This window comes from Candidatus Albibeggiatoa sp. nov. BB20 (assembly GCA_016744725.1).
Taxonomy (GTDB): domain Bacteria; phylum Pseudomonadota; class Gammaproteobacteria; order Beggiatoales; family Beggiatoaceae; genus Albibeggiatoa.
The window spans coordinates 1-5674 of sequence record JADGDW010000220.1 but is presented as its reverse complement, the minus strand read 5'-3'; the positions used below and the strand labels follow the sequence as shown (position 1 = coordinate 5674).

Sequence of the window (5674 nt, the reverse complement as noted above, 5' to 3'; positions counted from 1 at the left end):
TTATTTTGTAAGCGGTAGGTATAACCTGATTTGCCGCCACTACCCAGAATAAAATCGTAATTGCCTGTACTGGTTTGGATGTTGACGATTGCGCCTATTTCAGATTTGTATTTTTGCTCTATGCCAATAAACGTTTTAAAAATTGGCACACCCTTGTAGAGTTGTTTGATTGTGTCTACTCCTTGGTGGAGGATATGGACATTGCTTAGGTCGTGAAGGCGGGCTTCTGAGTCAGTGAAATAGCGTTGCGGAAGTGGGTACTCAGGTTGTTCGCCTAAATCCGAGGACAATTCATCTATTTTAGCGGTTAATTTACTTAACATGGCACTAACATCATAAGGGTTGGTCGATTCTGATTCCATGTGTTTAAATGACATTGTTTATTCCTTTTGTTGTTTGAAAAATGCCACTAGTACAAGTCTGTTTATCCCATATTACAAACATTCCTAGTTAACTAAATTTTTGATATGTAAATCTATAGGGATTAGTGGGAAATGACCCCTTTTAGAAATATATTTTGTTATATTAAAGAATTGCCAGTATAAACCGATTAATGATAGCATTTCAATAAAAACAATAAATTTAGAGCAAAACATCCCTGTCTTACTAGTGTTAATTTTAATCAGATGACAGCATTGTGATATCTTCTAATCCATTGCATACATCTCGATTTAAATTACCAAGTTCATTTAACAAGCTTCCAATCTCACATATGACTTCCTTTGTTGGGGTATCATTTCCCAAACAAGATAACAATGCGCCAATTGATGAAGTTGCAGAAGCACATAAATAAGCTGCTGTTTCCAATTGTTCACGCACAAGACCCGCACTCTTTTTGTCTAATGACAAATGTCCATTTTTAACCATACCCATAATCAAGCCTAGTCGCATCACACCAGAAAAGCCCGACTGGGAAGAAATAACAATATTACCGTTTTCGTCAATAAAATCGGAACTAGTGGAAGATTGAACTACAATTTTAGTAGTGTCCTGAGTTGTAACATTTTCAGTGTTGGGCATGGTCAATTGCTCCTAATTCTTGTTGAATTAAAAATTGTAAAACGGGTTTATCTATTTGATTTTTTTGTCTTAAATCTTTATCAAGAGCAACAAGTATTTCATAACGTTTTCCATAAGGTGCTAAACAAACCCGTTGTGAATAATCTCGCTCCCATTCATAAAAAGCTAATAGCACGGCATTTGGTTTAAACCCTTTTTTGTTTGCCCATTTGCTAAGGCTTCTATACCCTTTTTCTGCTAATATTCTTTGTACTTGTTGTGTTGTTATTGTCATCACTTTATACGTTGTGGTTGTACGGTTTAAGTCTACTTAGGTCTGGTGTATCGTCTCGCTATATGTGTGCTTTTACGTCTTACCTAGACTGTGTTAGCCTTAAATCCTGTTACTTGTTGTTGTTTTGTTAAGTCTTAATAAGTCTTGAGCGTTACGTCTTGCTTTGTCTTAAGTTTTTTACGTGTTGCTCTATTTTATTTCGACTTGTGTGCAATTGTATGTTAACGAATGTTAACTGTCAACATTTATTTATATTTTGAGGTGGGTTTACAGATGTTTACTATTGGTGAGAGGTTAAAAAAAGAACGACTTAGATTGAAGCTTAGTCAGATTAAGCTTGCGAATATTGGTGAGGTTACAAGACAAAGCCAAATAAACTATGAATCTGACAAAAGAAGCCCAGACGCTGAATATTTATCAAAGGTAGGAATGGCAGGTGTTAATGTGAATTATGTTTTGTTAGGCGATTCTAAAGAAGTGTCATCAGATGACTATGAAGATGAGTTTTTAGAAACTGTGGAATTGCGGGTTAAGCAGTGTAAGGAGCATTTAGGAAGGTTTGAGTCCAATTTAGAGGATATTCAAAACGCTTTGTCTGTAGTGAAGAAGAAATAAAGTACAAGCCAGTTGTATACGTGGATTATTTAAATATATTGACTGCCAATAGCTGTTGTATGCAAGTTTATTTAGGTTTGGCGTATCACATTAAAAACCGCCCTCCCGGCGTGAACAGGGTATCTGCCATTACAATATCCCTAGCAAGGGGTATCCATTTTGTATTTTCTCGATTTGAATTAGCCAACAATACCATAGCCCTTAGCTCGAAAATAAAAACGAATCTGACCGAATCTTTATTATTATATATTTATTTTTTTTTCTAAAACTAACCCTTCTGCAGTCCTGTATGCAGTATTTTTGCACTATATTCGGGGTTCTTTGTGTGGTTCTTCAGTAGTAAATATTTGTTGTATGCAAGCCTCTTTTGACATCTTACTTGCTACGTTTCGTAGTATTGTGTACGCGTACTACTATCTGCATTCTGTCGGTAACTAAGCCTTTATTATTAATTGATAATATCTCTGACTCAGAGTAAAATAGGCAGTCCTAGTTAAGTTAATTTTTAGTGGTTTTAGAAAATTCTATTTCAGTCTAGTACGGGAAATACTAGGCTGATTACTCATATATTCCCTTCTTTCTCACTTCTCCCTAAATTCAATTCTAGTAGTTTTTGCAATATTTCATCATCGCTTAAATCAGTTGGCCAGCCATACGCAGTTGCAACCGCATCGTCAAGGTTTTTATGCAGATTGACAAGCCATGGCGGTTTTTCGTTGTATAAATTGGTTAAGGTGCGTTTTTTGAATTGTTTAGCCGCATCGTCATCAATGGGTAGGATTCGGTCGGGATAGCCTTTTACAATTTCAGGTTCACGTTTGACCCATTCAGGCGGATTGAGCCAATTTTGACGCATTTCATTGAGTTTTTTTGCAGCAGCAGCGATGGCTTGTGCATGTTTGTTGTCGGCGTATTCGGTTGCGGGAATATTCGGGCTTAAGCCTTCGGGAAATGGGAAGGTTTCAAATGTGGTGCTAGGTGTATAGCGCGGGTCGTTGCCTTTGCCTAACCATGTGCATAAGCCTAAAGACCAAATTTCGTGAAATCGAGAGTGTAAAATTCCAAAACTTGTATCATCATCACGAGCAATTGCAACAGTTGCACTATCAGGTAAAACAGTTTTATCCATCCAAGCAAAAAGGCGATATTTTGAAACACGCGGTGTAATAATAAAGCGTGAAAATGATTCTAAGGCTTTTCTCATATCAGGACGTGGACGCTGATGTAACCACCATTTTGCATTAGCTTTTTCTTCTCGCTTGCCAACTCGCTCAGGTTTAATTTCATTTAAAACATGTTCAAATGGTTTCTCAAAATAACTCGCATCCTCTTCAGGCATATCCACCCCAAAATCAATAATCCATGTATCAGAATAACGGCGCGTCACGTCCATACCATTTGCCCAAGGGCGTAATACATCACTATTTGGGCGACCATTGACATTTGTGGGTAATTGCAACCATTCACGGGCTAAATCACCTTCAATATCAAATTTACCATTTTTCTGAGTTCCAATAAAAGAAACACCTTGATTCTCAGCTAATTTTTGAGCTAAAGTTAAATCTGCAGTTTTTTCACTTGAACCCGTTAAATCTGCAAAAATCTCATTGACGGGCTGATTGTTTAATTTAATCTCATCATGTTGCTTGGCAAAACAGACCAAAGAAACCCGCACCGCTGCACCATCATTCACCCATTCCTCATCACTCCACGCCTCAAAGATAACCCCTGTTTCTCGAATCCGTTCTAATACTTTGCGATTTGCCCCACCGCGTATCGAATTAGTCGACACCAAACCCACCGCTTGAGTATGGCCTTTCTCCACCTCACGCCGCGCCTTTTCAAACCAATAAGTCACCAAATCCGCACCACCTGCAATCCTGCCCTTATACAAATGGCGTAAATACGAAACATATTCCTCACCCATCACCCCAATCATGCGTTTATCACCTAAAAACGGTGGATTACCCACAATAAAATCGGCTTTTGGCCAACGTGCTTCCGTCCATTTTCCCGTAATAATCGCATCCTTATTCGCAATCTGATTCAACGGCTGCAATACAGGATTCCGATTAATTTCAATCCCATGTGCTAATGCCCACTGTAAATGCCCAATCCAAATTGTGACTCGCGCCAACTCCGCCGCATACGGATTCACCTCAATCCCCAACACATTATGCGGGCCAGTACTAACTGAAAACTGTATTGTCCAACCCGCAATCATTTGTTCAGCTTCTAAAATTGCCTGATGTTCTAAATCTTTCAAACCCTTCAAAGCCAAATACAAAAAATTACCCGAACCACACGCGGGGTCTAACACCTGCACCGCATTTAAACGCTCTAAAAACTCATTAAACAGCGTACGGGCTTTTTTAGGAATAGACTTTTTAGCCTTTGATGCCTTCAAAGCCATCTCAATTTGCAATTTAACCTGCTGCCATTCTGCTTTTAAAGGTTTCAATACAACAGGCTCAACCAACCGCATAATCGATGTAGGATCAGTATAATGCGCCCCCAACTGACTACGCTTATCAGGGTCTAAACCCCGCTCAAACAATGTCCCAAAAATCGACGGCTCAATATCCTTCCAATTCTGTTTCGCCATATTTGACAATAACTGAATATCATTCCGATCTAATGGCAACACCTCAACTTTATCAAACAACCCTCCGTTAAAATGATCAATTAAATCAACCCCAAACACGCCACCTTCATTCATTTTCTGAAATAATTCTTGAATCATATCCATAGGAACTAATTTAGAACGCTGTTTACATACCGTTAAAATTTTGCTCAACAACCGCCGACCATCAAACAACCCTGCATCCTCGGCAAATAAACAAAACAACAACTGACTGATAAAATGGGCAACCTTGGGCGCAGCATGTCCTTGCTCGCGTAACTTCTGCGCTAAGCTTGCAAACTCCCGTGCAATAGACTCGGTTACAGCAGCTCGGGTTTTACTTGGTTTCAAACGCTCAGGGTCAGAAAATGCCCATTTCAAAAGCTGGAGAGTCTGAGGCTCGCGCAAATCATCCAAACTAAATTGATGAATCTCTTGCACCATATAAGTGAAATTGGTGTAAATCCGAAATATATCCATATCCGATACAATCAACAACGGTGGATTTTCCAACTTATAACGCTGCAATTGCTCAAATGCTTTGTCTAAATTTTTATTCTTGCCTTTATATTCCCATGCAAAATGATGTCGCTTATATACATCCGCCCAACCCTTTTTGCCATCTTGTTTGCTGGCTTCCTTCTCAAAGGTATACCAAGTACCTTGCGGGTCAGCTTCGGCAGGCGTTGGCTCATCCAACAAACGACACAAATCAATAAAATGCTCCTGAGAACCTGAACGCTCTTTAAGCTCAGAAGTTTGCCATTTTTTTATAAATTGTTCGGAGGATAATGTGGGCATGTTAATTATTTTTATGAGGTGTTTAGTGATTGGTAAAAATCATAACAGATAAGTTAATAAATAAAGAGCGATAAATCTTAGCCCTACTGTTAAACAACGATCCGTTATTATTAAATTCAATATGATTCTAATCAAAATTCATAAATTATTGTGTCACATTTCTGTCAATAATTAAACTAGAGAGCCTCTCAGTTAATTTTAATCTTATAATAATAGACGTGTTACAGGCAGGTCTCCCAACCCTGGTTTTTCTGCTGTTGCTGATGGGCGCGTGCCGCGCCAGGCAGGCAAGCTGCCTATGGCGCAAGCGGCAAAAACGCAATAACCAGCAACCAAGCTGT

At 38.8% G+C, this 5674-nt stretch carries 5 protein-coding genes; 1 reads left to right on the top strand and 4 read right to left on the bottom strand.

Annotation, left to right across the window (positions count from 1 at the left end):
• From ABXH34_RS17335 to ABXH34_RS17325, 3 genes are all read right to left on the bottom strand, one after another.
• A partial coding sequence (locus ABXH34_RS17335; protein WP_353573142.1) for a hypothetical protein occupies positions 1–377 on the bottom strand: 377 nt, incomplete at its 3' end.
• Positions 378–618: 241 nt separating this feature from the next.
• Positions 619–1020 (bottom strand): hypothetical protein, encoded by a 402-nt coding sequence (locus ABXH34_RS17330; protein ID WP_353573141.1) that lies wholly within the window; start codon positions 1018–1020, stop codon positions 619–621.
• Entirely contained in the window at positions 1007–1294 is a 288-nt protein-coding gene (locus ABXH34_RS17325) for a hypothetical protein (protein WP_353573140.1), read from the bottom strand. The genes ABXH34_RS17330 and ABXH34_RS17325 overlap by 14 nt, the downstream gene beginning before the upstream one ends.
• Positions 1295–1567: 273 nt before the next feature.
• On the opposite strand from ABXH34_RS17325, the gene ABXH34_RS17320 reads away from it, so the two are divergent.
• On the top strand, positions 1568–1909 hold the full coding sequence (locus tag ABXH34_RS17320; RefSeq protein WP_353573139.1) for a helix-turn-helix domain-containing protein: 342 nt from the start codon (positions 1568–1570) through the stop codon (positions 1907–1909).
• A gap of 562 nt (positions 1910–2471) precedes the next feature.
• Here the strand turns inward: ABXH34_RS17320 and ABXH34_RS17315 are convergent.
• Positions 2472–5333: a class I SAM-dependent DNA methyltransferase gene (locus ABXH34_RS17315; protein ID WP_353573138.1), complete on the bottom strand. Its 2862-nt coding sequence runs from the start codon at positions 5331–5333 to the stop codon at positions 2472–2474.
• Positions 5334–5674 lie beyond the last annotated feature (341 nt).